We start from the raw sequence: 24,776 nt of genomic DNA, 5'->3' as shown, positions 1-24,776 counted from the left end.
GCGAGCGGTTCCTTCAGTGTGATTTGCGGCGTTGGGTCCAGGCTTGCCACCCGGCAAGCCACAACCCGAGCAGGATAAACCCTGTGGGGGCGAGGGTGGCGATGCTGCTGCCGAGTAACAAGCGCGAGAGGGTGATTGCAACCAATAGCCCGGTAGCAACGGTGAATAGCTGAAGCTGCGCCCTGCGCTGGTTGGCGGCGAACAGGCCGGCATGTTCAAGCAATACGCATTGCACGCCAATTAACCCCAGGTACGCTCCCAGGGCCATAGACGGGCCAAAGGCCAGGGCCTGGGCCACCAAGTGTGCGCAACTGACCCAGGTGGTGGCCAGCAACACATTGGCAATCAGCCGCCAATTGCCACTGAGGCGATTACGCACCCAGGCGCAGCTCCAGCCATACAGCGTCACGATCAGCACCCACAGGGCCCAGAAGGCAGCGGCGCCGGCCGGGGTGGCGCTGACACCCAGCAGCGCAGGCAGCAGCAACAGGCTGCCAAGGGCGAATGGTTTAGTCATGGCTGGCAGTCTCCAGCAGCGCCTGACGATGTTCGTCAAAATACCGCAAGGCATCATGGGTTGCGTTAATCACCGCGCGGGAGGTGATGGTCGCGCCCGCCATCTGGTCGAACTGGCCGCCGTCTTTCTTCAGCGCCCATATCTGCGGACTTTCCCGCGACAACCCTTTGAACGAGGCAAGCCAGGGATTGCCGGGCTCGCCAATAGGTCCGCCCAATGTGGGGGTTTCTGCGTGGGCCAGGGTCTTTACCCCGAGCAGCTTGGCGTTGTGGTCGATGGCAATCAGCAATTGGATACGTCCACCGTAACCATCGACCTGCGCGCGCAGCACGACGGCGCCGGGTTTACCGGCCAGGGTCGCGAGGTAACCACCCAGCAGTTGACTGTTATCCAGCATTTCCGAGGCGATACCCAGCGGGCGCTCCAGGGGGTGATTGTCATAACTGCCAGCGGGCAGTACATCCAGCAACGCCCGACTTTGCATCTCACGCTGCTGCGCGGCAATGGGCTTGGTCGTCAGCTGTTGCAGGCCAACGGTCAGGCCCACCGCGCCGGCGGCGATCAACAGCACGATCAAGGCTTGCGAGGTGCGCGTCATGCCTTCACCGCCTGCGGCCGTGCCCAGCGCTCCAGTGTCGGCACCGCGAGGTTCATCATCAGTACGGCGAACGCCACGCCATCCGGGTAGCTGCCCCAGGTGCGGATCAGGTAGGTCAGCAGCCCCACGCCCACCCCAAACAGCAAGCGTGCCCGCGCACTTTTCGCGCCCGACACCGGTTCGGTGATGATAAAGAAAGCCCCGAGCATGGTGGCCCCGGTCAGCAGGTGAAACAGCGGCGAGCCATTGGAGTCCGAGCCCGAGCCGTTCCAGCCCAGCAGGCTGATGACAAACAGGCTGGCGAGCATGCCCACCGGCGCATGCCAACTGAATACCCGTTGCTGCAGTAAAAAGACGCCGCCGGCGAGAAACGCCAGGTTTACCCACTCGCTGCCTGTGCCGCCGATCTGGCCGAACGCCGGGTTGCTGGCAAACAGTTCATCAATGGTCAGGCTGTTATTGATGCGCAACGTATCCAGCGCCGTGGCCCGGGCCCAGGCATCGGCGGTCTCGCCGTGCAGGCCGAACACCTGTTGCAGGCCGGCCAGCAGGTCCAGGCCGTGGGATGCCGGCCAATGGGTCATTGGCTGGGGAAAGGCCAGCAGCATCAGCGCATAACCGAGCATGGCCGGGTTGAAGGGGTTCTGCTTGCCGCCATACAGATGTTTGCCCAGCAGCAATCCACTGCTCACAGCGCCCACGCATAGCCACCACGGGCAGTAAGGTGGCAGCGCCAGGGCCAGCAGGACCGCGCTGACCAGGCCACTGAGGTCGCCACCGCCCTGGCCGCGCAACCGGCGCACCCCGGCTTCGACGGCCCAGGCACAGGTACCCGCCAGCAACAGATTGATCAACACGCCCCAGCCATACAGCCAGAACAGCACCAGCACGCCGGGCGTTACCGCCATCAACAGGCGCTGCATGGCCTGTTGCTGGCGCTCAACAACGTCAGGCCCCGACATGTTCATCCACCAACCGCTGAGCGTCAGCCAGGCGTTGTCTGGCGTCGATTAACGCGTTGGTACTGCTGGCGGGCTGGCGTTCGAGTTTGTTCAGGTCGGCGCGGGCATAGGCCAGGGCGGTCTTCAATTGGCGCAGTTGGCTGTTGATGGGCCGTTTCTCGACACGTTGCAAATCAGGCCTGGGCTGCTCGGAGGCTTCTTCGGCCGCATGCAAGGCTTGTTCAGCGTCGGCCAGGGCGGCGCCCAGGGCGGCCAGTTGTTCGGCATCGGCCAGCGCGTCCTGAGCTTTTTTCAGCTCGGCGCGACGCATGGCCAACTGGATTTTGGCGCGTTTGAGCGCTGGATCTTTATTGGCCTGGGGGATCACAACAGCGGGGGCGTTGGTTTCAAGGGCGGCCAATGCCTGTTCGGCGGATTCAAATTGCTGTTGCAGGATGATCAACTGCGACTGTTGCTCAAAGGTCGGCGGATGGCCGAAGGCTTTCAGGGATTTATGCAGTTGCGCCCGGCTCATCGCCAGGTTGATCTTGGCCTTTTTTAGCGCGGCGTCGATGTCGGCGTCTTTTTGCGCGCGCACGCGCTCGATGGCAGCCTGCAGCGGGTCGCCGTTGCTCTCTGCGCTGGGGGCCGGGCGTTTACTGCGGGCCAGGCGTTCTGCCAGCTTGTGCTCTTCCTCGCGTTGCAGCCTGGCGTTGCGTTGCTCGAAGCGGCGGCGGGCGCGCTCACGCTTGGTCCCGCGCTCTTGGCGCTCCTCGGCGGTGCTGGCATAGCCCGCGACAATTGGCAGCACCGTGGCCAGCGGCAAGGGCAGCATGTCGATGCAGTCCACCGGACAGGGCGCGACACACAAGTCGCAACCGGTGCATTCATCCACGATCACGGTGTGCATCAACTTGGCCGCGCCGACAATCGCATCCACCGGGCAAGCCTGGATGCACTTGGTGCAACCGATGCACTCGGCCTCACGGATAAAGGCAATCTGCGCGGGAGCTTCACCACGAGTACTGTCCAGCTCCAGGGGCGCCAGGTTCAACAGCTGCGCCAGCTCGGCGATGGTTTCTGTGCCGCCTGGCGGGCACTTGTTGATAGCCTCACCTCGGGCGATGCCTTCGGCGTAGGGTCTGCAACCCGGGTGCCCGCATTTGCCGCATTGGGTCTGGGGCAGCAGGGCGTCGATACGTTGAATCAGGCTCATGGTTTGATCATTGCGTTTAAGCCCAGCAACGCCACGGCCATCAGCCCGGCACTGAACAGGTCCACGGGCAGGCCTTTGAAGGGCTGGGGGATATCGTTGTGGTCTATGCGCTGGCGCAAATCGTTGAACAGGCTGAGGGTCAGCCAGAATGCCGGGCCGATGCCCAGGCTATAGATCAGTTGGGTGGTATTGCCAGGGCCCAGGAATACCACGCTGAGCACGCCGGCGTTCGCCAGCAGCGGCAGCCACAATCCGTCGAAGGGCAGTGCGGGCACGCGGCGGGAAAGTACCGTCAGCAATGGCTGGCTCAACAAGATCGCCACCGGCACATAAGCAAACAGCCATACAGCGTCCAGCGCCAAGGGTTGCAACACAAAGTGAACAACCAGGTAGCTGAAAGCGCCGCTGAGGGCGACCAAGAGTGTGGTCGCCAACCCCAGGGCGTGCACCCGCCGTCGTTCCAAAGGCGGATCCCCAGGCAGCGCAACACGCAGCAGGTATTGGCTGATCAGGGCAGCGCAGAGAAGGGCGACAAGCAGTTCGGTCATGGTCGAGCCGGTTAAGCAAACAGGGCCTGATTATCCGGCAAGCAGGGAGAGGGTACTAGCGCAAACCGCCCTGTCGCGGCCAATCACCGCGACAGGGTTTTCCGGTTACTTGATGCGCTGGCCAGGCTTGGCGCCGCTGTCCGGGCTGAGCAGGTAGATTTCCTCGCCGCCGGGGCCGGCTGCCATCACCATGCCTTCGGAGATGCCGAACTTCATTTTGCGTGGCTTGAGGTTGGCGATCATCATGGTCAGGCGACCATCGAGCTTGGACGGGTCCGGGTAGGCACTTTTGATCCCGGAGAACACGTTGCGTTGCTCGTCACCGATATCCAGGGTCAGGCGCAACAGCTTGTCGGCGCCTTCCACGGCTTCGGCCTTGATGATCAGCGCGACCCGCAGGTCCACGGCGGCAAAGGTATCGAAGTCGATTTCCGGCGACAGCGGATCCTTGGCCAGCTCGCCATTGCCCGCTGGGGCGGCGTTGCCGGTGTCGGTCTGGCTGGCGGTCAGGTCTTCCTTGGAAGCATCCGTCATGGCCTGCACCTTGACCGGGTCGATACGGGTCATCAGCGGCTTGAATTCGTTGAGCTGATGGTTGTTGAGCAGGCTGGTGTGGTCATTCCAGGTCAACGGTGCAACGTTGAGGAACGCCTCGGCGTCGGCGGCCAGCAACGGCAGCACCGGCTTGAGGAAGATCACCAACTGGCGGAACAGGTTGATGCCGGTGGCGCAGATGGCCTGGACTTCATCCTGCTTGCCTTCTTGCTTGTTCAGCGACCACGGTGCCTTGTCGGCGATCCAGGCGTTGGCGCGGTCGGCCAGGCCCATGATCTCGCGCATGGCGCGGGCAAAGTCGCGGGCTTCATAGGCGTCGGCGATGCTTGGCGCGGCCGCCAGGAACGCGTCGGTCAGCTCCGGTGCGGCGTTGACCGGCACCATCACCCCAGCGTTGCCTTTGTGGATAAACCCGGCGCAGCGGCTGGCGATGTTGACCACCTTGCCCACCAGGTCCGAGTTGACCTTCTGCACGAAGTCTTCCAGGTTCAGGTCCAGGTCGTCGACGCCACGGCCCAGCTTGGACGCGTAGTAGTAGCGCAGGTATTCCGGCGACAGGTGGTCCAGGTAGGTGCGCGCCTTGATAAAGGTGCCACGGGACTTGGACATCTTCTGGCCGTTGACCGTCAGGTAGCCGTGCACGGCGATGCCGGTCGGCTTGCGGTAGCCCGACCCTTCGAGCATTGCCGGCCAGAACAGGGCGTGGAAGTTGACGATGTCCTTGCCGATGAAATGGTACAGCTCGGCGGTGGAGTCCTTGCCCCAGAACGCGTCGAAGTCCAGCTCCGGCGTGCGGTCGCAGAGGTTCTTGAAGCTGGCCATGTAGCCAATCGGCGCGTCCAGCCACACATAGAAGTACTTGCCCGGCTCATCGGGGATCTCGAAGCCGAAATACGGCGCATCGCGGGAGATATCCCACTGTTGCAGGCCGGCATCCAGCCATTCGGCGATCTTGTTTGCCACGGCGTCCTGCAGGGTGCCGCTACGGGTCCAGGTTTGCAGCATTTCCTGGAAATCCGGGAGCTTGAAGAAGAAGTGCTGGGAATCCTTGAGCACCGGGGTGGCGCCCGAGATCGCCGATTTCGGATCTTTCAGGTCGGTCGGTGCGTAGGTGGCACCGCATTTTTCGCAGTTATCGCCGTACTGGTCTTCGGTGCCGCACTTGGGGCAGGTGCCCTTGATGAAGCGGTCGGCCAGGAACATTTTCTTTTCCGGGTCGAAATACTGGGTGATCGAGCGGGTGGCAATGTGCCCGGCATCACGCAGTTTCAGATAGATCTGGCTCGACAGCTCGCGGTTCTCTTCGGCGTGGGTCGAGTGGAAGTTGTCGAAATCCACCAGGAACTCGGCAAAGTCGGCGCTATGTTCAGCCTGGACGTTGGCGATCAGTTGTTCCGGGGTGATGCCTTCCTTTTCGGCGCGCAACATGATGGCCGAACCGTGGGCGTCGTCCGCGCAGACATAAATGCATTGATTGCCGCGATGCTTCTGGAAGCGCACCCACATATCGGTCTGGATGTACTCAAGCATATGGCCAAGATGGATGGAACCATTGGCATAGGGCAGGGCGCTGGTGACGAGGATCTTGCGTGGCTCGGACATGGGGCTCGGCTACTTGATGAAACGGAGGTCGGCCACTATAAAGCGCTGGGGAATTTATTTCACCCCGTGAGGCTGTTTCAGGGTTTTCCAATATCGCGAAAGCATGCCCCTCACGCCTCGGAACGGTTAGGATAGCCGCCTGTTTTAGTCTGTCTTTTCCGGGAGTAGCCCATGAGCGCCGTCAATCGCGCAGCGGTGGAAGCCGTTCTTCGCCAGTACACCGACCCCTACCTGAACCAGGACCCGGTCAGCGCCGGCTGTGTCCGGGCCATTGAGGTGCAGGGCGATCAGGTCACGGTCCAGCTTGAGCTGGGCTACGCCGCAGGCCTGTTCAAGAGTGGCTGGGCGCAGATGCTGCAAATGGCCATTGAAGGCCTGGACGGCGTGCGCTCGGCCAAGGTCGACATCCAGTGTGTGATCGCCGCGCATAAGGCCCAGGCGCAGATCCCCGGCCTGGCCAACGTCAAGAACGTGGTGGCGGTGGCGTCCGGCAAGGGCGGCGTGGGCAAGTCGACCACGGCGGCCAACCTGGCCTTGGCCCTGGCCCGTGAAGGTGCGCGGGTGGGCATCCTCGACGCGGATATCTATGGTCCCAGCCAGGGCGTGATGTTTGGCATCGCCGAAGGCTCGCGGCCGAAGATCAAGGACCAGAAGTGGTTCGTGCCGATCCAGGCCCATGGCGTGGAAGTGATGTCGATGGCGTTCCTGACCGATGACAACACCCCGATGGTGTGGCGCGGGCCCATGGTTTCCGGGGCCTTGATGCAACTGGTGATGCAGACCGACTGGGGCAACCTGGACTACCTGGTGATCGACATGCCGCCGGGCACCGGTGATATCCAGCTGACCCTGGCGCAAAAAGTGCCGGTGGCCGGTGCAGTGATTGTCACCACCCCCCAGGACCTGGCGTTGCTGGATGCGCGCAAAGGCGTGGAGATGTTCCGCAAGGTCAACATCCCGGTGCTGGGTGTCGTGGAGAACATGGCGGTACACATCTGCTCCAACTGCGGCCATGCCGAGCATCTGTTCGGTGAAGGCGGCGGCGAAAAGCTCGCCACCCAATATGGCGTTGAGCTGCTGGCTTCGTTGCCGCTGGCGATGGGCATTCGTGAGCAGGCAGATGGTGGCAAGCCGACGGTCGCCGCCGAACCCGATGGGCAGATCGCCATGGTCTATCAGGAACTGGCCCGTCATGTAGGCGCGCGGATTGTCTTGCAGGAAGCCGGTGCCCAGGCAATGCCGACCATCACTGTCAGCGACGACTGATCGACCTGAAGGCAGACAAGCCTCGACCCTGTCGGGGCTTTTTCTTGTCTGGCGTAAACCTTTTGGGAGGGCGGGTGCGCATTTCCCTAATGGACGGTGTAAGCATTCGCTTACTTTTTCGTAAGTGTTTGGTTTTTTAACCGGACCTGGATGCCTCGAATCACCTGGACATATTTCTATATCATTGAAATATAACGCTTATTTATTTGTGATCGAGAGCGACGGCGGGGTGTGCTTGGGAATGGATCCCGTTGAACTTGTCTGGGAAGTCTCTACTATCAGCTCTGTGTCCACGGATTGACACAGTCATCACGGAACGATGATTCAGGGAACCTCGCAGGATGCGATTCATCAGGACGATGAAAAGGAACACAGGGACTAGGGAAAAAATGTGGGCGGGTCAAACCGCCCCTTTTTTTTGCCTGCAGAAAAGTAAAAGACCCGCGCGCAAAAACGCAAAAAGGCCCGCAAGGGGCCTTTTAGAGGGGGGCGACGCTGTTAGCGTTCGAGGTCTTTGATCTTGCCTTTAACGCCATCCCACTCTTCCGCATCTGGAAGCGATTCTTTCTTCTCAGTGATGTTGGGCCAGATTTCCGCCAGCTCGACGTTCAACTGAATAAATTCCTGCATGTCCTCCGGTACTTCATCCTCGGAGAAAATCGCAACGGCCGGGCATTCTGGCTCACACAGGGCGCAGTCAATGCACTCATCCGGGTGGATTACCAGGAAGTTCGGGCCTTCGTAAAAGCAGTCCACCGGACACACTTCTACGCAGTCGGTGTACTTGCACTTGATGCAGTTGTCGGTGACGACGAAGGTCATTTCTAGTTTTCTCCTCAGGCGGCGGCAGCGAAACCCCTTCTGGCAGGGCTCGCGAGGTTTGGGAGCGATAGTCTGCAGGCCAGGCTAAAAGCCCGCAGCATCCCAAACCGCGCGAGATTCTATCAGCTTGCACGCGTCTGCGTTAGACCCGTGTCTTCAGTGCATAGAGCAATTCCAACGCTTTTCGTGGAGTCAAGTCGTCCAGGTCAAGCTTTGCCAACTCATCCAGTACCGGGTGGGGCAGGCTGGCGAACATATCGCTCTGCATGGGCACACCCGGTTTGCTGGTGGCCTTGGCTGGGCTTGCAACCACGGTTTCGTGGGGCAGGGCGGTGGTTTCCAGGCGGCTGAGGTGCTCGCGGGCGCGCAGGATCACATCGTTCGGCACACCGGCCAACTGGGCCACGGCCAGGCCGTAACTCTGGCTGGCAGGCCCTGGCAGCACATGATGCAGGAACACGATGCGCTCGTTGTGCTCGGTGGCATTGAGATGCACGTTAGCCACCAACGGCTCGCTTTCCGGCAGCACGGTCAGTTCGAAATAGTGGGTGGCGAACAGCGTGTAGGCCCGCAGGTGGGCCAGGCGCTCGGCAGCGGCCCAGGCCAGGGACAGGCCGTCGAAGGTACTGGTGCCGCGCCCCACTTCGTCCATCAGCACCAGGCTGCGGTCGCTGGCGTTGTGCAGGATATTGGCGGTTTCGCTCATTTCCACCATAAAGGTCGAACGGCCACCGGCCAGGTCATCGCTGGAACCGATCCGGGTGAAGATGCGGTCCACCAGGGACAGCTCGCAACTGGCCGCCGGCACAAAGCTGCCGATATGCGCCAGCAGCACGATCAAGGCGGTCTGGCGCATGTAGGTGGATTTACCGCCCATGTTCGGACCGGTGATCACCAGCATGCGGGTATCGTCGTCTAGCGACAGATCGTTGGCCACGAACGGCGTGGTCAGCACTTGCTCCACCACCGGGTGGCGACCCTGGACGATGCGCATGCACGGCTCGCTGACAAAACGCGGGCAGTTCAGGTCAAGGTTCAGGGCGCGCTCGGCAAGGTTGCTCAACACATCCAGCTCGGCCAGGGCCGCAGCGGTGTCCTGCAGCGGTGCCAGCTTGCCGATCAGGTCTTCGAGCAGGGCTTCATAGAGCATCTTTTCCCGGGCCAGGGCGCGGCTCTTGGCCGACAGCGCCTTGTCTTCGAATTCTTTGAGCTCAGGGGTGATAAAGCGCTCGGCACCTTTAAGGGTCTGGCGACGCTGGTAATCAATAGGTGCCTGCTCGGCCTGCTTGCTTGGCAACTCAATAAAGTAGCCGTGCACACGGTTGTAGCCGACTTTCAGGTTGGCCAGGCCGGTGCGGGCTTTTTCGCGGGCTTCCAGGTCGATCAGGAACTGCCCGGCGTTCTCGCTCAAGGCTTGCAGCTCATCCAGCTCGCTGTCGTAACCGGTCTTCAGCACGCCGCCGTCGCGGATGATCGCGGGCGGGTTGTCGATAATGGCTTTTTCCAGCAGCGCAGCCAGTTCCGGGTAGGTGCCGGCCGTGACAGCAAGTTGTTGCAGGTGCGGCGCGTCCAGTTCGGTCATCGCCTGTTGCAACTCGGGCAGCACGCCCAGCGCGTCACGCAGGCGCGCCAGGTCACGCGGGCGGGCGTTACGCAGGCCGATCCGCGCAAGAATCCGCTCGATATCACCGATTTCCTTGAGCTGCGGTTGCAGCTTTTCAAAGCGGTAGCCGTCCAGCAGGCAGGTAATGGACGACTGGCGCGCCTGCAATACGGTCAAGTCGCGCAGCGGACGGTTCAGCCAACGGGTCAGCAGACGGCTGCCCATGGCGGTCTGGCAACGGTCGACCACCGACTGCAGGGTATTGTCGCGCCCGCCGGCCAGGTTGGTGTCCAGCTCCAGATTGCGCCGGCTGGCGCCATCGAGCACCACCGTATCGTCCAGGCGCTCATGGCGCAGGCTGCGCAAATGCGGCAGGGCGGTGCGCTGGGTTTCCTTGGCGTAATTGAGCAGGCAACCGGCGGCGCCGATGGCCAGGGTCAGGGTCTCGCAACCAAAACCCTTCAGATCCTGTACGGAGAATTGCTGGCACAGACTTTTCAGCGCCGAATCGCGCTCAAAATCCCACGGCGCACGGCGCTTGGCCCCACGGCGTTTTTCCGCCGGCAGATCCTTTGGCCAATCATCCGGGATCATCAGCTCCACCGGATTGATGCGCTCCAACTCCGCCAGCAGGTTCTCCCAGCCCTTGATTTCCAGGACCGTGAAGTTGCCACTGGTGATATCCAGCACCGCCAGGCCGAACAACCGCTCGTCCCCCAGCACCGCCGCGATCAGGTTGTCCCGCCGCTCATCCAACAGCGCCTCATCACTCACCGTCCCCGGGGTAATGATGCGCACCACCTGACGCTCCACCGGCCCCTTGCTGGTCGCCGGGTCGCCGATCTGCTCACAGATCACCACCGACTCACCGAGCTTGACCAGCTTGGCCAGATAACCTTCCAACGAATGATAAGGAATCCCGCACATCGGAATCGCCTGCCCAGCCGACTGCCCGCGCGCGGTCAGGGTGATATCCAGCAGCTTGGCGGCCTTCTTCGCGTCTTCATAGAAGATCTCGTAGAAGTCGCCCATGCGATAGAACATCAACTGATCAGGGTGCTGGTTTTTCAGGCGCCAGTACTGCTGCATCATCGGGGTGTGGCTAGAAAGGCTTTCCATTCAATAACTTACGTGCGCTTATCTAATTGAAAGTATTAGAGTATTTGACGTTGTCCAATACTCGGGCGTTTGCGGGCGTATTTGAGCATGGTCAGGAGGATGCTGTCTCCCCATGTGTTCATCGCAATATTTGCAGCCAGGCAGACGATCCTGCAGTTGCCCTCGACGTACCCGGCTGCGCTGTCTATCCGGTCGATACTTGGGGCGAATGGCTTGCGTCCGTCGTGAGAAATGACCTCGAGCGAGAACGGCGTGTTGGTGACGGAACATCGGTAGCCGCACTCTTTCAGTAGGCCGAGCACGTAGTCCTGGTCGATCTCAAACTCTTTGATCTTTCGGCCTTTGGCGTTTTGCCTGGCTCTACCAAGAACGGAAAGCAGGTGAGTCTCCAGGGCTGATCGCGCCATTGGCTCCTTCCACCCGTGGGGGACTTTTCCATCTGCGAACCCGAACCTGAGTTGCAACTGGTTGCTGATCTGGTCGACATCCTTGGTCAGAAAGTGCCACTTGCCTTGCTTAACGAGGTAGTAGCTGCCGTGTTTGAAGTAAACGCACTTCGGTAAAGCTTCCATTTACTGTTCGGCCTCTTTCGTCTTTGGCATTGTCGGCGGCAGTCCGACGTTGACTTTGCGTAGGCGCAGATATCGCTGCGTCATTTTGGCGTCAGTGTGTCCGCCCAGTTTTTGCGCATCGTTGCCCTGGTCGTCGGTATCGGAAAGGGATTTGGCGCGCAGGTCGTGAAGGCTTGCGTCATCAACGCCGGCCTTCCTGCAACTGATGGCGAAGGCATCCTTTACCGAGCTGTAGTGCACCGGTTTGCCGCCGCGTGGGGAGCAGAATAGTGTGAGGCCTCGGATCTTCCGTGGTAGCGCCTTGACCCGGGCGATCAGAGCCTCCAGGTCTGGTGTCATCTGCACCAGCAGTCTGGCATTGGTCTTTTCCTGCTTAAACGAGATCCCGTCAGCGCTGATGTCGGCAAGTCGGATCGCCAGAACGTCACCAATGCGCTGCCCGGTCAGGTAGCACATCTCGTAAATAACCCGCATGTTGTCGCTTGAGTTGGCGCAGATCGCCTGGAACTCACCGTGGGTGATGTACCGATCGCGCCGGTGTTCTTGGTGTCGACGAACGCCGGTGCAGGGGTTGGAGTCGACGATCTGCTGTTCCAATGCGTAGTTAAATACGGCACGCAGGACCGAGATAATCCGATTGGCCATATTCGGCGTGTCTGCCATGTGTAGCTTGAGTGCGACGACGTGTCGCTGAAGCACCTCACGGGGCTCGAAATCGGCGAAGTTTTCCTTCAGGCGTTCGCACGCAGCCTCGTACTGTTTGAGCGTATTCGGCTTAAGTGGTGGCTTCGTTCTGGTACGCATATGCTCGAGCGCATCGTCGATCAGCTTGGGCATTCCACCCTGGGTGCCTTTGTCCAGCAACTTGGCGTACTCTGCCAGGGATGCCTGAAAGTCGGTGCCCAGGCGCTTCCACTTGCCCTTTCGGACCAGGTAATAAGCGCCATGCTTCTGGTACATGCACGCCGGCAGGTGCCGGTCCTTCTTGCGCGGACGCATCGATCTTCACCTCAACCCAGCCGAAGCTCCGGCCCCTTCCTTGATTGAATACCACCCAGCCGACCAATGACAACCTGGCGCAGCACCTTCGGGTGACCATCACCGCCTACCGCGAACCCGTAGCGTTCGGCGGTCAGCCACTTTATCTGTGCCCCTGGCTTCTTATAGCCAGTCAGGTCGGCAACTTCCTCTGCTGTCAGAAACATACCTACCTCCGTTCGTGTCGCGACACGTTTTCGTTATCCGTTGGTGGTGTCGCGGCTTTCTTCGTGATCATTGGCGCGTAACCTTTCCTGGAGGCAGCGCCGGCTTCGACTCAATGAAGCTGCTTGCGCTGTTCTCGCCGCCTATGTGGCGGAAATAGTCGATCTCAACCTTGGCGCTTTCGATCAATACGCGGCTGATGTCGGATACGGATTGCGCGCGCGATACCTCCTTGGCCAAGTCCTCATCGGAGGCTTCACGCACTGCCTCAAGCTGCGCAAAAAGGTGGTCCCGCAGGTCGCTCAGTTTGTTCTTCATGATTTCTTCTCCCGTATTGCTCTCTTGAGGTCTTGCTGGGCCAGGATCACGTCCTGCAACTCAGCGGGGTATTTGCGTATTTGGTTGCGCCTCCAATGCCTGTCCTTCGTCACGAGCATAAGGTTGGCCAAGTCGGTGTTACGTCTGTTTCCATCCCGTGCAGCCACAACGCACTTGTCGGGAATCGGGCCGTGGGCCTGCTCCCAAACCCAGCGGTGCTCAAGAACCCATGCCCCACACGGGAGCTTGATCCTTATGTTTCGCCCGTCGTCCCTGCGCTCACCGACCTCGATCCGGTTATAGGATTCTTGGCCGGGCTTGAAGCGAGTTGCCCCCAGGATCGATTGGTCTCGCCTTAGTCCGAGGTTTGTGGCCTTGTTCTTGATCTGGCCGGCAGTCTTGCCCACCTTCGCTTCTATCTCGGGCATGGGCGTCAGAGGATAGAGCTCGGTTAACAGGGCAACTTCTTGCTCTGTCCATCTACGGCCGATCCCATCCTTACGCACGACCATGACCTCGCTGAAAATGGTCAGCCAGCACCCGGCGGGCATCGATGCCGCACGATGCCGACATCGCGTAGATCTGGCCGAATGTGGTTTCTCGGCGCTGCAGGGCGTTGAACAGCTCGATCAGGCGCTGGCCCTTTGTCCCGTTGCGACAGCTCACAGCTGGAGCCCCTTTTGCTGTGTGGGCGGGGTGGCAGTCAATTGCTCGTTTTGGCACATGGAAGCTGCCAGAGAGGCCCGCGCCGCCGGGCTTTCGTCGGTGGCGGCGCTGGCGGGCGCCTGTAGGAGCGAGCTGTCCGGCAGGCAACTGATCCCGGTGTTGTTCACGATCCAGCAGGTGACGCCGCGCACGCTGTCGTGCTGTACGTCGATCAACTGCTCGCCGGCGGCGGCGTGGCCGACGATCAGCAGCAGGGAGATTGCGATCAGTCGGCGCATGTGTGCAACTCCTCCAGGCGGGCCAGGCGCATTTCATCGTCGACGTTCATGTCTAGGTCGTGGCCGAAGAACACGGTGTCATCACGCGCAACGCACAGCGCGGTATCGATATCGGTGACGCGGTTCCGGTCGCGCAGCCATTCGTAACGCTTGGCGTTCGCTGCCATCTTCACGCGGTCGTCGATGTGCATCGAATCGGTATCTACCGGAATTCCGGTAGTTGAACTCGGCGCCCCGAAGACCTCGGCAGACTTCACTTTGTCGAGCAGATCCCATATCGCATCCATAGCTTCGTTGTGCTCGTCCCACATCTGCTCGGATGGCTCGCCGCCATGGCCAAGAACGGCATTCAGTCCACCGACCTTGACGTTGATACGATGCAGAAGGTCGAACATTTCCTTGGCGTGGGCGGCGAGGTGTGCAGGCGCGCCCATGGCTTCCTGGTGCAGGTTGCACTGGATAGTGCGGTCGTCGCGCTCCTGGCCGAGCACTGCCTGCAGGTCTTCGTCGCTGGCGCCGGCGATCACCGCCAGACCACGACCGATGGACACTGGCGCACCGAGCTGCACGAACGGCAGGACTTGCTCCAGGGTTTCGCCTTCTTTGGCGCGCAGCACCAGGGTGATTCGATCAGTTGCTTGCATGGTTGCCGGCCTCCGTGGATGGCTTGGATTTTGCCGCTTGTTCGGCCGCCAGCAGTTCGCGCCATTCGGCCTCGGTGCGATTGGCATACAGCGGTTCATCAGCGGCAGGCACGGCAACTGGCTTGGGCATCTCGGATGCCTTACGGATTGCAATCTCTTCGCGATCTACTGGCACGCCTTTCGGTGCGTTGATGCCCAGGCGTACCTGCTGGCCGTTAACGCCGAGTACCGTGACGCTGATGTCGTCGCCGATTCGAATTACTTCGCCTTGGCGTCGGGTGAGTATCAACATGGGTAAATCTCCTTGAGTGCGGGGTGGTGCTGATCACCACCCCATCGCTTTAATCGCGGCTTGGTTTCTTTCCGATCATCAGCACCATCAAGAGGAGGGCGACTAACACGAGGTCGCCCACCATCGAGAGGATGCGGCTGGCCGAGTCGACGAAGACAACGCCACCAGCGAGCCCGTAGGCCGCCAGTGAACGCGCCTTGGTGCCGAGCTTGGCCAGCACGGTTACAGGTAGTCTTTCAGGTTGAGGTTCATGATCTTGGCGGCCTTCTCGAGCACCACCATCTCGGCGGGCTCGATCTCGCCGTCAGCCTCGGCAACGGTCAGCATGAAGTTCAGGACTGTCGCGGCGTCGTCGACGCTGTGCGCCAGATCCTTCAGTTCTTTTTCAGCGTTCTGGCGGATGATGCGCGGGCCGCCGTCGTTGAAGTCGGCCTTTGCGCGATCGATGGTGTTGCTCAGCTCAGCGCCGAAGCCCTTGAGCGCCGCCGAGTTGTTGATCAGTTTCTCGATTTTTTCGAGCTCTTCCTTTTCGATGTCACCATCAGCCGAAGCGACGTAGAACACGCCGTAGACGGAGGCCTGCATCAGATCGCGGTTGGTCATAACGGCCAGGGCCTGACGCGCTTCGCCGGATTTCTTGCCAAACAATTTACCGAACATGGGTGTTTCCTCTTCTTGGGTGGGGTGAATCTTTTTCGAGGCCGAGCGAATCCCGGCCGCGTTGTTGGCTTTCGCAAAAATCAGGTTTGGTTAAGCGGTGAGTGCGGTCTCGATGCGACGCACTGCCACGCGAGTCTCAACGCGGCGTTCGCCTGGGCGGCGGATGCGGCCGAACTGTTCGGTGTTGGCTTGCTGGACGGTCAGCACCATACACAGCAGTACAATCAATGGGCTGATGATCTGGCGCTTGAACGCTTCCATTACCAGGCCACGCATTGTCTTGGCGCCCAGCTTGAAGCGAGCAGAGTCGAGGCGTTTCTCAGCGGTGTTCGGGCTGATGCCCATGACGCGACCAATCTCTTTTACCGTCAGATCGGCGGCAGCCCACAGTGTGGCTTCAAGCTCGCGAGGAGCTAGACCCATCTTGAGGTTGCCCTGCCAGTTGCCGGCGGTGAGTGTGTTGTTGGTCATGTCGTGAGGCTCCATGCGGGGATGCAATGGAGAGAAGTAAACAATATGTTTATAGGTAAATCAACATTTTTGTTTATTGATTTTCTGAGGGCGCAAAAAAGCCCGCAAGTAGCGGGCTTGGAGGAGGGGGGGGCTATTTAGCGTACATGGCCCACCAAAACACGTGACCCAGAATGCTAATTTCCTGATCCTGCATCTGCTGAAATGTGTACTCCTCGTCCGGGTGTTCTTCTCGGTTGAAGCTTCGAAGCCTGATGCCCGTGGGCAAACGGTATACCTGTTTGATACGAAGCTGGCCATTGTGATTTATGGCATACATCTCACCATCTGCAAGCTCACCGACGCCTCGCCGCCCGATGTTGACCCCAACGGTAGCTCCATCGCGGAGAACAGGAGACATGCTATTGCCGCGCACGGTAACGCATCTGGCCTGGTCGAACTGAACCCCGTTTTCCCTGAGGTTCTTCTTGCTGAAGCGAAGGCTGGAGTCGAAGCTTTCCTCAATTGAGAACCGACCAGCACCGGCTGCCAGCTCGACCTCCTGCAAAAAAGGGACCTCTACCTCATCATCTTCCAGCGGGGTCTCTTCGTCCCATAAGCTCAAGCGCTGCAAGCCTATGCCCCCTTCGCCCATCTCGGACAGATAGCGCGGCCCTTCGCCCACGTTCAGCCAGGTGATGCTGATTTTGAGAATGTTGGCGGCAGGGATGAGCCAGCGCCCGGGCACCCCTCGGACGAACCAATTGTTAAGCGTTTGAGCACTTACGCCTATGGATTTCGCAAATTCAGCCTGCGCTATCCCTTGACGATGGAGCTCATCTTTTAGGCGGCTACCGGAATGTTGAGTATTCATAAACGGAAAGTTTACCGGGGTTGCGGCGTTTATTAAATAAACGTATTGTTGATTTACGTTTATAACCATGCATCGGTGCGCCTATGAATCATTCTCCGCTTGAGCGAGCGATTGCCGCTGCGGGATCAGCTGTTGAGCTTGCGAAATTGGCAGGCGTGACGCCGATGGCGGTTTCTTATTGGAAGGTTCGCGGTGTTCCTGCTCGACACGTCGTTTTGATTGAAAGCGCAACCGGTGTCAATCGTCACGAACTCCGCCCTGACCTATACCCAGAAGCGCCGCCAACCTTGAACCAAATGATGCCCCAGATGCCGGTCACCGATCAGTCTGGCAAGCCATCTGTTCATTCATCCAGTACTGCGCAGGCATCCCCATGAACCCCCGCAGCGCCTCCCTATTTTTGCTGAGCGGCTGAGCTTTTCGACCGCCCACAAAAAAGCCCAGCCTGAGCTGAGCTTCTTAGTTGCTACCTGTTCCACCAGGTGGCTTTGGCATCACTTTGTCTATCGAAGGGCAAAAACAATGCAAATGAAAAATAGCAACAAACAATCAGTAGCGCAAGAGCAGCAACACATCAGCTACGAAGGTGAGCTGAGCAACTGCTCACAAGACATGCAGGAAGCTGGTGCATTCGTCTGGGCATTGGCAACACTTTTGCGTAAGGCTCATGCCATTGAGGTCGAGACGGAACTGCTGCCAGCCAGCGTGATCGACGGGCTTGCTGCTGGTCTCGCCATCATCTGCTCGAAACCGTCCGACGATGGCGAGGCTTGCCGCGACTTGCTACGCCGCAACGGGGCTTATGCCCAAGGCGGTGTCCTGTGACCGCCCAGACAATCAAGGACCTGATCGAAGAGGCTGAATTCCAACTCCTCGCGCACATTGACATCTGCAATTGGGTTGCGGCCATCGCTCGCGCCATCGCTCGCGACGTTGATACTGGCGGCGGCGCTGATGTGCCGATCCTTACCGAACTCGTGAAGCATTTCGACGACTCCGGCGGCGCCACCCTTGACACCGCGTTTGAGCAGTTCAAAAAAATCGCGGCCCTTTGCCCTGCGCCACGTTCTGCGCAATCTGAAAACGTGGCGCGGAATCTGGAGGTTCAGCCATGAATACTTCAATGAGCATGTACACCGAAGTAGCGGAGCGCCTCGAAGTCTCGCTCGGGACCATCCAAATTCTCGCCGAGGTATTGATTGCCAATGGTGGATGCAAGAGGCACTCCTCAGACGACAACGAAGCCCAGATCGATGTGCGAGGCGAAGAAGGAATTCATCGGGCCATCTTGCTCATCGCGGCAGCATCGCACCGCGACTTCTGCCGACTAGCAACCGATTTGGAGATTCCGCAATGAAGATCTCCATCCCTAAATCCAAGCGTCCACTCCCCAAAAGTAAGCGAGTTTGCCTTCGGTCGAAGCCAGAAGGCAAACACGCCTGGGATCGCCTGCCATTTGTTGGCAAGGATCATAGCGAGCGCTGCTCGAACTGGGATGTTCCACTCGCTGGTGGCTTCTTCGGCGGCATCGAAGTAGGGCGCGTGGTTGGGCGCATGTTCCTGAAGTACCTGCGCGACGAGCGCGAGAACCCTTGCAGGCTGGGCAGCAGCAGCCTGAAAAGCGTACTCGATTCCATGGAGGCCAAAGTAGCTACTACTGACGAGGAAAAGCGGTCTCTGGAAGGTCAGCGTACCGGATTCATCAGTGAGATCAGTTACTGGCTTGAATCCGCTGCTGAGAGGCTGGGATCAAGCTTTGACGAAATTCCCATGCGCTCCTTTGTCCAGCTGGCGAATGAAGACCTAGAGCGTACAGACGAAGCTTTCCATGCAGCTATCAACTCGAAGGTGAGCCAATGACCATCGCCAAATTCCAAGGCGGCGATGCCGTCACCATGTCCTCGCGTGAAATTGCCGAGCTGACCGAAAAGCGTCACGACCACGTCAAGCGCGACATTGAAAACATGCTCGCCGAGCTGAAAAAAGATATCCCCAGTTTTGGGGGCATCTATTTGGACAGCATGAATCGGGAGCAGATCGAATACCACCTCGACCGCGAGCTGACCGAAACGCTGATCACCGGCTACAGCATCCCGTTGCGGCACAAAGTAATTCGGCGCCTTCACGACCTGGAAGAGAAGGCTTCTCGCCCGATGACCCAGGCCGAGATCACCGCCGCCAACGCGAACCACCTGGTGGCTGTCGAGCGCCAGCAGCGGGAACAGCAGGTGGCGCTGGAGCGGATAGAAACCCGGGTGGCCAACGTCGAGCAGGTTCGCTACCTCGACTCAAGGCCCGCCGGCTTTGAGTCGATGACCACGATCCGTGAGCGCATCAACCTTCGTCACGGCATTCCGCCCTGGGTGATCAATGCAGTGATGCGCGACATCCCCGGTGCGCCGCTGCCGTTCGCCATGGTGCGCAGCAATCACGCTGACGACGGCGCGCAGCCGTACGCCATCTGGCCAAAGGCCGATATCACCCGCCGCTTCGACCGCTTCGTCACCGAGTGCACGTTGGTGACCGCTGAGCGAGCCACCCATCCCGATATTCAGCAAGGCCGCTTCAAGCTGCGCCAGAGGACTTCCGCATGAACGCACGACACAGCAGTACCGAGCAGTTACCCGCGGGCTTCAGCCTGGTGCGTGAACTTGTCCGCATAGCACAAAAGCCCGGTGCCAGCATGAGCACCAGCCTCATAACCACTCGCCGTATCTGCCGGGTTTTCGGCGAGCGTTTCGACGCTATTAGGTCGGAGAGGCGGGCGTTTCGCCGCGAAGCGGGCAAGTTGCGCCATCACCTTCCCTTCACGGCAAACAAAATCTACGAGCTCCGGGAGCAATCAAGCCAGCATCGCAAGGAGCAGTTTGACGACTTGCGCAAAGTGCTGGCTGGCTTTGGCCGCTCGTTGATGCTGGATACCGAAGGGCTCACGGACGGTCTGGGCTTTGACCGCCTGTGCGACCTGCTGGAGGTCAACATCGTCGAGCGTGAGAAGGTAAGGGTGGATGGGAGCACTTCGGTCTCGGATCTGGTGTTTGCCCACGCGATCGAGGAGAGCGCCGCTCGCCGCAAGCAAGAGTGGAACGACACTCCACTGTTCAATGCTTGTCACCTGGCCTTTGCGGACTTCCTCAAGGAGTGTCCGCGCGACCTGTTGCCTGATCCGTTCGCACCTGGCGCGCCATTTGGTCCGAAAATCCCACCGACCTTGAGGGTTGTCGCTGGAGGGAAGGCGCAATGACTACTCCCCTGGAATCAACTACCGGAATCCCGGTAGTTACCACCACTACTGGCGAAGTAGTCGCCGGCCCCTGGCCCAACTACTCCAATTGCCGTCACCTGCCCGATCGCGACCGCTGGGAGGTCTACGCCATGGCAAAGGCCTCGCGCGGCGCCCTAGAGGATCGCGGCGTGGTTATGACCGAGAGCTATGACGCGTTCATTGCCCGGATTACGCGGGAGCTGGACATATGAGTATGGATCTGATGGTTAAGGCCATGAAAACCAAGGTCGGAAACCCGTTGCGCAAGCTGGTTCTGGTCAAGCTGGCCGACAACGCCAGCGATCAGGGCGAGTGCTGGCCGTCGTATCAGCATATTGCCGATCAGTGCGAGATCGGACGCTCCACTGTGAAGGTGCATATTCGCGAGCTGGAAAAGGCTGGCTTTCTTCGCCGGGAATACCGCCGAAAGGGCGAGATGAATCAGTCTAACGTTTTCCATTTGTCGCTTGATGGTAGGTCAGCTCCTGACCTAGGGGGTGGGGCAGCAGATAACCCACCTGGGGCAGGAGATAACCCAGGGGGTGGGGCAGGAGCTGCCCCCAGAACCAGTCACTCTTCTGAACCAGTCAAGGAACCTAAAACCTTGTGCACATCGGAAGTGGAATTGGCCGAAGCCTTCGAAGTGTTCTGGAAGCTGTACCCGAACAAGAAGTCGAAGAAGGACGCTCGCAAGGCATGGGAGAAGCTCAAGCCAAACGACGAACTTCGCCAAACCCTGATGACGGCCCTGGGCAGTCACCGCCTTTCCCGCGACTGGACGAAGGATGACGGCCAGTACGTGCCTATGGCGTCGACCTGGCTGAACGGTGAGCGCTGGACTGATGAACTTAAGCCCGCATATGGCACCACGCAACACTCCAGCCAGAGCGCCGTCCTCAGCGTGCCAACCCACCGTCAGGAGGACTACCCCAATGACCGTTTCTAAATTCATCCTGGCGCCTGAGCTGGCTGATACCCGCGAAAGGTCCTGCGGTACTCCTGGGCACAACGCGTTCAAGCAGTCGCTGGTGGAGCAGTTCGACGGATCGTGGAAGCTCAACACCTGCCCGGCCTGCCGCTGGCAAGCGCTGTACAACACGCCCAAGGATCGCGAGGAGCATTTGCAGGCCGTGGCTCAGGTCGAAGCTGAGCGCCTCAACAGCGACCTCATGGCCACCGGCATCACTCCGCGCTTTCGCAAGTGCAGCCTTAGCAGCTACGTCACGGGCGACGACAAGGCCAAGCAGCGCGCACTGAGCATCTGCCGTAAGTACGCTGATAAGTTCGATGAGCACCGTGACGCCGGCCGCGCGCTGATGCTGATGGGCGAAATCGGTACCGGCAAAACGCATCTGGCCTGCGCAATCCTGCAGTGCATTGTCCGCCACGACGGCAGCACCGGACTGATCGTCACCGCCGAGTCGATCACCCAGGCTGTGACTGACAGCTTCCGCAGCAACTCAGGGCCATCGAAGACGGATTTGATCAACGAGCTGGCATCTGTCGACCTGCTGGTGATCGATGAGGTGGGTATGCACACCGCGAAGCCTGGGAAGGACTTCACGCCCGGCCTGTTGCACGAGGTGATCGACCGCCGCTACCAGTTGATCAAGCCCACAATCCTGATCAGCAATCAGAAGCCGGAGGATCTGCACACCTTCATCGGGCCACGGGCTGCTGATCGCCTTCGCGAAAATGAGGGCCTGCTGGCGCCGTTCACCTGGAAGTCGGCGCGGTCGGGAGGCTTGGCATGATGGATTACCCTGAAATTCACGAGTCTCCATCGCCCTACCACCAGGTTCCCGACTCGGCGCTCTACAGTCATGAGGCTGAATACGCCCTGATCGGCAGCATGATCCAGCAATCCGACCTGATCGATGAAGCCGGGGGGAAGCTGTCCGTTGCGGACTTTCACCATCCTGCCTGTGCCGAGTTGTTCGAGGTCGTGCTGGGACTACGCTCCAAAGGCCGCGCAGTGGACGTTGTGACCATCTGCGAGGCTCGCCCCTTTCTTGCGGATCGGCAGAGCTCTGTGGCCGTTGTGGGGCTGCTGGTGCAGAACACACCGAGCGCCGCGAACTTTGACGAATACGCCCGAGTCGTCAAGCAGCGCTCAGTTGCCCGCCGGGTTATCGCTGCCGCAAGAATCATGAGTCAGCGTCTGATTGACGGTGAACCGCTTGACGAGGTGATGAGCCAGGGCCAGCAGGCGTGGGTGTCGCTTGAGGCGGAAGGGCTCGATTCGCGCCGCCGGTACCGATTCGTTAAGGACATTTTGAACGAGGCAATCGACGGTATTGACCGCCGATTCAATCGGACGGCAAGCCTTGGGTTCGATACCGGCTTGCCGTCGCTTGATGAGTTCATTCCGGGTATTTGCCCGGGCCACGTCGTGGTGGTCGCTGGCACGCCCGGCAGCGGCAAGACCACTCTGGGCCTAGGCTTCGCCGAACGTGTTGCCCTGGTCAAGAAGGAGCCGGCTCTGGTGTTTTCGCTGGAAATGACGGATGTGGAGCTGACCAACAGGTCTCTGGCATCGGTCGGTAGCGTGCAACTTAAGCACATCAGCGAAGGCCACTCGATGACCGAGGCCGAATGGCCGGGGCTGACCATGGCAGTGAACAAGCTGCAGGATTCCCCACTGATCATGTGTGATGACTCGTCGCTTACCCTGCGGGATATTCGTCAGATCTGCCGGACAGTGAAACGCGAGCATGGGCTGGCGTTCGTCGCCCTGGATTACATCGGCCTGGTCAACGGCGAAAACAAGTCGTCGAGCCGATACGAGACGGTCACCGAGATCAGCAAGGGCCTGAAGCGACTGGCGAAGGAACTGGGCGTGCCTGTCGTGGTGCTGGCCCAGCTCAACCGAGGCCCGAGTAATCGCCCCAACAAGCGCCCAACCAAAAGCGACCTGCGCGACTCCGGGCAGATCGAGGCCGACGCTGACGTGGTGATCCTGGTGCATCGCGATGGTGAATCCGACGCCGGAAAGGCTGGCGTCACAGAGCTGATCGTCGACAAGAACAGGCACGGGCCCACGGGCTCATGCCGCGTGCAGCACCAGGGCGCCTATCACCGGTTTGTTGAGCTTATCGGCAACCCGTATCCATCAGAGGAAGAGGTCGAGATGGGCCGCCCACTCGCCAGCAAGTACAAGGGGAGGAGGAACGATGAGAAGTTTTAATCTGATTGATCGTTTATTGGGGCGGAAGCCAGAGATCGAGAAGGCCCATGCAGCAGCGCTGCGTGGTGAGGCTTTCACGCTAGAGCCCGGCATGAAGATTATTGAAGTTCCTCGGCACCCCGAAGCCGAACGCATCGCCGAGTCGATCCGCGACTATCCCGAGGATTGGGCTTGGGCGATGAAGGGTTACAAGTTGATCCACACGCCCAGCGGCTTTGTCCTGTGGGTGGCAAATCAGGACTACGGCCTGGCTGAGGTCTACAGCAACGGAGGAAAGGGCGACTTCTCCAAGCCCGAGCAAGAGATCATCTGGCCGGCGGTCGAGTGCTGGCTGGCGCGGCACAAGGTCGGGTTCACTGGGCGACTACCGAAGGCGCGGATCACTGGCCGCAGTGGCACGTTCTGGTGCTACTCGAAGGAACACCCGTGGGCCGGTGTTGGAGATTCGCCCGAGGAGGCATATCGATCCTGGAGCCACGCTATCTCCTCCCAGGCTCGCAACGGCATGAAGCCAAACGAATATCTGCAGGTGCGGAGTGCAACGTTATGACCGGCCCGAAAGTGTTAGACCGGATCGGCCAAAGCGCTGGCGCAGAGCAGACAGGCGTTAGATTCGGAGATTCACATAATCGCCCACAACCCACGGCCTGCATGGGCTGCTGTCACATTCGACAATTAACCATACTGGAGGTTTGTAAAAGCCTCGGGAGTGCCGCAAATGAGTAACGTGACGGCGGCATTGCCGCGCAAAAGCCTGCAGGAACATGAGCGCAAGTTCTTGAAGATCGCCGGCGAGGGGCTGGCCCAGGAGAAGGTTGGCGGCGCCGCAGCTATGGCCTGCCTCTTGGATATGGTCGCCAGTTGGCGCGCAACCCGGGTCAATATCGAGTTTGGGGATTACTGCAAGCGCTGGGTTGCAGAGGGGAACGCCAAGAGCAAATCGGCCGACAAGCTGTTGCGCAACCTGCTTGGCCTTGACGACAACCCACCACCACGCCGCATTCGGAGGGCTGCATGACTGTCTATCGCGATGCTGCACACTGCATCAGTCGGGTGATGTCTATCGAGATCCACGACGGCACAAAAAAGGCCTCATGGCAGCGCAAGTACAAAGCCACCTTCGATGATGAGTTGCCCGGAGGGTCGGTAAGCGATGATCTATCCCCGGAGGAGCGGCTGACTCAGGATTCAATGACCCGAGCGACCATCAAGCGGGCACTACCGGAGATCCAGTGGCAGGCGCTGGTGGGCAAGTATTCGATCAACCAGAATGAGGTGAGGATCGCCGCCGCGTATCTCACACCCAGGGTTGTCAGTCCCGCCCACCAACTTTTCAAGACCAAGTGCGTTATGGCCTGGATGGTTCCGGAGAGGCGGAACGGACTACCGGGGTCGTTCTATGTGCTGCACAGTTGGGATGCTGAGGGTACGCCGGAAAGGACGCTGCGCCGCTGGCGCTCGATCACCAAGCGCTGGCTGGATGACCAGGTGAGTGCGGCGCACATAGCCGTTGAGGTGCTGCTCGAGGAGCGCGGTCTTTTGCTTCAGCAGGTTGCTTGACAGTGACCGAGTGACCGCGT

General features: G+C 59.9%; 36 protein-coding genes. 15 read left to right on the top strand and 21 right to left on the bottom strand.

Going from position 1 to position 24,776, the window contains the following annotated elements; translation table 11 throughout:
• Nucleotides 1–13 precede the first annotated feature (13 nt).
• The 6 genes from HBO24_RS26640 to metG all read right to left on the bottom strand — a co-directional run bounded on the left by HBO24_RS26640 (nt 14) and on the right by metG (nt 5,977).
• The gene (locus HBO24_RS26640) at nt 14–517 is read right to left on the bottom strand and encodes an Rnf-Nqr domain containing protein (protein WP_115128896.1); all 504 of its coding nucleotides are present in this window, start codon (nt 515–517) and stop codon (nt 14–16) included.
• Nucleotides 510–1,115 (bottom strand): RnfABCDGE type electron transport complex subunit G, encoded by a 606-nt coding sequence (locus HBO24_RS26635; RefSeq protein WP_170060673.1) that lies wholly within the window; start codon nt 1,113–1,115, stop codon nt 510–512. The genes HBO24_RS26640 and HBO24_RS26635 overlap by 8 nt, the downstream gene beginning before the upstream one ends.
• Nucleotides 1,112–2,083 (bottom strand): RnfABCDGE type electron transport complex subunit D, encoded by a 972-nt coding sequence (locus HBO24_RS26630; protein ID WP_115128894.1) that lies wholly within the window; start codon nt 2,081–2,083, stop codon nt 1,112–1,114. The genes HBO24_RS26635 and HBO24_RS26630 overlap by 4 nt, the downstream gene beginning before the upstream one ends.
• Nucleotides 2,064–3,272, bottom strand: coding sequence for an electron transport complex subunit RsxB (gene rsxB, locus HBO24_RS26625; protein ID WP_170060672.1), 1,209 nt, complete (start codon nt 3,270–3,272; stop codon nt 2,064–2,066). The genes HBO24_RS26630 and rsxB overlap by 20 nt, the downstream gene beginning before the upstream one ends.
• Nucleotides 3,269–3,820: an Rnf-Nqr domain containing protein gene (locus HBO24_RS26620; RefSeq protein WP_057439341.1), complete on the bottom strand. Its 552-nt coding sequence runs from the start codon at nt 3,818–3,820 to the stop codon at nt 3,269–3,271. The genes rsxB and HBO24_RS26620 overlap by 4 nt, the downstream gene beginning before the upstream one ends.
• A 105-nt stretch (nt 3,821–3,925) precedes the next feature.
• Nucleotides 3,926–5,977, bottom strand: coding sequence for a methionine--tRNA ligase (metG, locus tag HBO24_RS26615; protein WP_057958614.1), 2,052 nt, complete (start codon nt 5,975–5,977; stop codon nt 3,926–3,928).
• Nucleotides 5,978–6,148: 171 nt separating this feature from the next.
• Between metG and apbC the strand changes: the two genes are divergently transcribed.
• On the top strand, nt 6,149–7,243 hold the full coding sequence (gene apbC, locus HBO24_RS26610; RefSeq protein WP_057439343.1) for an iron-sulfur cluster carrier protein ApbC: 1,095 nt from the start codon (nt 6,149–6,151) through the stop codon (nt 7,241–7,243).
• A gap of 498 nt (nt 7,244–7,741) precedes the next feature.
• Here the strand turns inward: apbC and fdxA are convergent, their stop codons facing one another.
• The 15 genes from fdxA to HBO24_RS26535 form a co-directional block, all read right to left on the bottom strand.
• Entirely contained in the window at nt 7,742–8,065 is a 324-nt protein-coding gene (gene fdxA, locus HBO24_RS26605) for a ferredoxin FdxA (RefSeq protein WP_003222178.1), read from the bottom strand.
• Between the two features lie 142 nt (nt 8,066–8,207).
• Nucleotides 8,208–10,787: a DNA mismatch repair protein MutS gene (mutS, locus tag HBO24_RS26600; protein WP_170060671.1), complete on the bottom strand. Its 2,580-nt coding sequence runs from the start codon at nt 10,785–10,787 to the stop codon at nt 8,208–8,210.
• A 35-nt stretch (nt 10,788–10,822) separates the two neighbouring features.
• Complete coding sequence (locus HBO24_RS26595) at nt 10,823–11,359, bottom strand: hypothetical protein (protein WP_010564154.1); 537 nt, start codon at nt 11,357–11,359, stop codon at nt 10,823–10,825.
• Entirely contained in the window at nt 11,360–12,358 is a 999-nt protein-coding gene (locus tag HBO24_RS26590; RefSeq protein WP_170060670.1) for a tyrosine-type recombinase/integrase, read from the bottom strand. It lies immediately after the preceding gene.
• Nucleotides 12,359–12,369: 11 nt separating this feature from the next.
• On the bottom strand, nt 12,370–12,564 hold the full coding sequence (locus tag HBO24_RS26585; protein WP_010564156.1) for a DUF4224 domain-containing protein: 195 nt from the start codon (nt 12,562–12,564) through the stop codon (nt 12,370–12,372).
• A 67-nt stretch (nt 12,565–12,631) separates the two neighbouring features.
• Nucleotides 12,632–12,880 carry a hypothetical protein gene (locus HBO24_RS26580; RefSeq protein ID WP_057712001.1) on the bottom strand — a complete coding sequence of 83 codons (249 nt, stop codon included), beginning with the start codon at nt 12,878–12,880 and terminating at the stop codon, nt 12,632–12,634.
• The gene (locus HBO24_RS26575) at nt 12,877–13,308 is read right to left on the bottom strand and encodes an HNH endonuclease signature motif containing protein (protein ID WP_157255579.1); all 432 of its coding nucleotides are present in this window, start codon (nt 13,306–13,308) and stop codon (nt 12,877–12,879) included. Before HBO24_RS26575 ends, HBO24_RS26580 begins: the two co-directional genes overlap by 4 nt.
• Before the next feature lie 70 nt (nt 13,309–13,378).
• Entirely contained in the window at nt 13,379–13,546 is a 168-nt protein-coding gene (locus tag HBO24_RS26570) for a hypothetical protein (protein ID WP_170060669.1), read from the bottom strand.
• Complete coding sequence (locus HBO24_RS26565) at nt 13,543–13,824, bottom strand: hypothetical protein (protein ID WP_170060668.1); 282 nt, start codon at nt 13,822–13,824, stop codon at nt 13,543–13,545. The genes HBO24_RS26570 and HBO24_RS26565 overlap by 4 nt, the downstream gene beginning before the upstream one ends.
• Nucleotides 13,812–14,468 carry a hypothetical protein gene (locus HBO24_RS26560; protein WP_170060667.1) on the bottom strand — a complete coding sequence of 219 codons (657 nt, stop codon included), beginning with the start codon at nt 14,466–14,468 and terminating at the stop codon, nt 13,812–13,814. Before HBO24_RS26560 ends, HBO24_RS26565 begins: the two co-directional genes overlap by 13 nt.
• The gene (gene csrA, locus HBO24_RS26555) at nt 14,455–14,760 is read right to left on the bottom strand and encodes a carbon storage regulator CsrA (protein WP_170060666.1); all 306 of its coding nucleotides are present in this window, start codon (nt 14,758–14,760) and stop codon (nt 14,455–14,457) included. Before csrA ends, HBO24_RS26560 begins: the two co-directional genes overlap by 14 nt.
• A gap of 49 nt (nt 14,761–14,809) precedes the next feature.
• On the bottom strand, nt 14,810–14,980 hold the full coding sequence (locus tag HBO24_RS26550; protein WP_170060665.1) for a hypothetical protein: 171 nt from the start codon (nt 14,978–14,980) through the stop codon (nt 14,810–14,812).
• Between the two features lie 2 nt (nt 14,981–14,982).
• Complete coding sequence (locus HBO24_RS26545) at nt 14,983–15,420, bottom strand: TerB family tellurite resistance protein (protein ID WP_122822414.1); 438 nt, start codon at nt 15,418–15,420, stop codon at nt 14,983–14,985.
• Nucleotides 15,421–15,510: 90 nt separating this feature from the next.
• A complete protein-coding gene (locus tag HBO24_RS26540; protein WP_170060664.1) occupies nt 15,511–15,891 on the bottom strand; it encodes a LuxR C-terminal-related transcriptional regulator in 381 nt (126 codons plus the stop codon).
• Nucleotides 15,892–16,024: 133 nt separating this feature from the next.
• Nucleotides 16,025–16,744, bottom strand: a complete 720-nt coding sequence (locus HBO24_RS26535; protein ID WP_170060681.1) for a helix-turn-helix transcriptional regulator — start codon at nt 16,742–16,744, stop codon at nt 16,025–16,027.
• Between the two features lie 83 nt (nt 16,745–16,827).
• Here HBO24_RS26535 and HBO24_RS26530 point away from each other — a divergent pair, with 83 nt between their 5' ends.
• The 14 genes from HBO24_RS26530 (at nt 16,828) to HBO24_RS26465 (ending at nt 24,756) form a co-directional block, all read left to right on the top strand.
• A complete protein-coding gene (locus HBO24_RS26530; RefSeq protein WP_170060663.1) occupies nt 16,828–17,121 on the top strand; it encodes a YdaS family helix-turn-helix protein in 294 nt (97 codons plus the stop codon).
• Between the two features lie 145 nt (nt 17,122–17,266).
• Nucleotides 17,267–17,569 (top strand): hypothetical protein, encoded by a 303-nt coding sequence (locus tag HBO24_RS26525; RefSeq protein ID WP_170060662.1) that lies wholly within the window; start codon nt 17,267–17,269, stop codon nt 17,567–17,569.
• On the top strand, nt 17,566–17,859 hold the full coding sequence (locus tag HBO24_RS26520; RefSeq protein ID WP_170060661.1) for a hypothetical protein: 294 nt from the start codon (nt 17,566–17,568) through the stop codon (nt 17,857–17,859). Before HBO24_RS26525 ends, HBO24_RS26520 begins: the two co-directional genes overlap by 4 nt.
• Nucleotides 17,856–18,101 carry a hypothetical protein gene (locus HBO24_RS26515; protein WP_262381564.1) on the top strand — a complete coding sequence of 82 codons (246 nt, stop codon included), beginning with the start codon at nt 17,856–17,858 and terminating at the stop codon, nt 18,099–18,101. Before HBO24_RS26520 ends, HBO24_RS26515 begins: the two co-directional genes overlap by 4 nt.
• The gene (locus tag HBO24_RS26510) at nt 18,098–18,604 is read left to right on the top strand and encodes a hypothetical protein (RefSeq protein ID WP_170060660.1); all 507 of its coding nucleotides are present in this window, start codon (nt 18,098–18,100) and stop codon (nt 18,602–18,604) included. The genes HBO24_RS26515 and HBO24_RS26510 overlap by 4 nt, the downstream gene beginning before the upstream one ends.
• Nucleotides 18,601–19,338: a Rha family transcriptional regulator gene (locus HBO24_RS26505; protein ID WP_262381563.1), complete on the top strand. Its 738-nt coding sequence runs from the start codon at nt 18,601–18,603 to the stop codon at nt 19,336–19,338. The genes HBO24_RS26510 and HBO24_RS26505 overlap by 4 nt, the downstream gene beginning before the upstream one ends.
• Nucleotides 19,335–19,988 carry a hypothetical protein gene (locus HBO24_RS26500; protein WP_262381562.1) on the top strand — a complete coding sequence of 218 codons (654 nt, stop codon included), beginning with the start codon at nt 19,335–19,337 and terminating at the stop codon, nt 19,986–19,988. Before HBO24_RS26505 ends, HBO24_RS26500 begins: the two co-directional genes overlap by 4 nt.
• Nucleotides 19,985–20,221: a hypothetical protein gene (locus tag HBO24_RS26495; protein WP_170060659.1), complete on the top strand. Its 237-nt coding sequence runs from the start codon at nt 19,985–19,987 to the stop codon at nt 20,219–20,221. Before HBO24_RS26500 ends, HBO24_RS26495 begins: the two co-directional genes overlap by 4 nt.
• On the top strand, nt 20,218–20,955 hold the full coding sequence (locus tag HBO24_RS26490) for a helix-turn-helix domain-containing protein (RefSeq protein ID WP_170060658.1): 738 nt from the start codon (nt 20,218–20,220) through the stop codon (nt 20,953–20,955). The genes HBO24_RS26495 and HBO24_RS26490 overlap by 4 nt, the downstream gene beginning before the upstream one ends.
• Nucleotides 20,942–21,763 carry an ATP-binding protein gene (locus HBO24_RS26485; protein ID WP_170060657.1) on the top strand — a complete coding sequence of 274 codons (822 nt, stop codon included), beginning with the start codon at nt 20,942–20,944 and terminating at the stop codon, nt 21,761–21,763. Before HBO24_RS26490 ends, HBO24_RS26485 begins: the two co-directional genes overlap by 14 nt.
• Nucleotides 21,760–23,196 (top strand): DnaB-like helicase C-terminal domain-containing protein, encoded by a 1,437-nt coding sequence (locus tag HBO24_RS26480; protein WP_170060656.1) that lies wholly within the window; start codon nt 21,760–21,762, stop codon nt 23,194–23,196. Before HBO24_RS26485 ends, HBO24_RS26480 begins: the two co-directional genes overlap by 4 nt.
• Complete coding sequence (locus HBO24_RS26475) at nt 23,183–23,746, top strand: hypothetical protein (protein ID WP_170060655.1); 564 nt, start codon at nt 23,183–23,185, stop codon at nt 23,744–23,746. Before HBO24_RS26480 ends, HBO24_RS26475 begins: the two co-directional genes overlap by 14 nt.
• Before the next feature lie 168 nt (nt 23,747–23,914).
• The gene (locus HBO24_RS26470) at nt 23,915–24,214 is read left to right on the top strand and encodes a hypothetical protein (protein ID WP_170060654.1); all 300 of its coding nucleotides are present in this window, start codon (nt 23,915–23,917) and stop codon (nt 24,212–24,214) included.
• Complete coding sequence (locus tag HBO24_RS26465) at nt 24,211–24,756, top strand: hypothetical protein (RefSeq protein ID WP_169899063.1); 546 nt, start codon at nt 24,211–24,213, stop codon at nt 24,754–24,756. The genes HBO24_RS26470 and HBO24_RS26465 overlap by 4 nt, the downstream gene beginning before the upstream one ends.
• The last annotated feature ends 20 nt before the right edge of the window (nt 24,757–24,776 follow it).

This window comes from Pseudomonas sp. WS 5410, from assembly GCF_012985645.1.
Taxonomy (GTDB): Bacteria; Pseudomonadota; Gammaproteobacteria; order Pseudomonadales; family Pseudomonadaceae; genus Aquipseudomonas; species Aquipseudomonas shahriarae.
Note: the sequence above shows the minus strand (reverse complement) of the source record. Positions and strands in the feature narration are given on the sequence as shown.